The sequence below is a fragment of the Arthrobacter sp. 08Y14 genome (assembly GCF_002929455.1).
Lineage (GTDB): Bacteria > Actinomycetota > Actinomycetes > Actinomycetales > Micrococcaceae > Arthrobacter_B > Arthrobacter_B sunyaminii.
Genome location: NZ_PJIX01000015.1, coordinates 1 through 912, shown reverse-complemented (window position 1 = coordinate 912; position 912 = coordinate 1). Strand labels below are relative to the sequence as shown.

At 60.6% G+C, this 912-nt stretch carries 1 protein-coding gene; it reads left to right on the top strand.

Annotation, left to right across the window (positions count from 1 at the left end):
- Nucleotides 1-838 (top strand): F0F1 ATP synthase subunit gamma (locus CXR03_RS18840; protein ID WP_104105047.1); only part of this gene is annotated, 838 nt, incomplete at its 5' end.
- Nucleotides 839-912 lie beyond the last annotated feature (74 nt).

The window sequence follows — 912 nt, the reverse complement described above, 5'->3', positions numbered from 1 at the left end:
CAAGGCGACGCAGAAGATCACCAAGGCGATGAAGATGGTCGCCGCGGCGAAGCTGCGTCGTGCGCAGGAAGCGGCCGAGGCTGCCCGCCCGTACTCGCAGCGCATGGGTGTCGTCCTGGCCAACATCGCGCAAGCCGTGGGTTCGGACGACAGCGCACCGCGCCTGATGACCGGCACCGGCAAGGACGACGTGCATCTGCTCGTTGTCTGCACCGCCGAGCGTGGTCTGTGTGGCGGTTTCAACTCGTCGATCTCGCGTTTCGCCCGTGACCATGCGCGCAAGCTTTTGGCCCAGGGCAAGACGGTCAAGATCTTCTGCGTTGGCAAGAAGGGTTACGACAGCCTGCGCCGCGAATTTGCCGGCATGATCGTCGAGCGTGCGGATCTGCGCGAAGTGAAGCGTATCGGCTTCACCAATGCAGATGCCATCGGTCGCAAGGTCATCGGCATGTTCGAGCGTGGCGAATTCGATGTCTGCACGCTGTTCTATTCCGAGTTCAAGTCGGTGATCAGCCAGATCCCGACCGCCCAGCAGATCATCCCGGCCGCTCCGGCCGAAGCTGCTCCGCAGGGTGGTGCATCCGCGCTTTACGAATACGAGCCGGATGCGGCTGGGATCCTCGAGGATCTCATCCCGCGCAACATCTCGGTTCAGATTTTCCGGGCCCTGCTCGAAAACGTTGCTGGTGAAATGGGCGCCAAGATGAGCGCCATGGACAATGCGACGCGCAATGCCGGTGAGATGATCAACAAGCTGACGCTTTCGTACAACCGCCAGCGTCAGGCGCAGATCACCAAGGAACTCATTGAAATCATTTCGGGCGCGGAAGCGCTCTGAGGTTAAGGAAAGAGGGTAAGATAAATGGCTAAGGCAGCTACCCCCAAGTCTAAGGCGGTGAAGTCCGCAGCCGG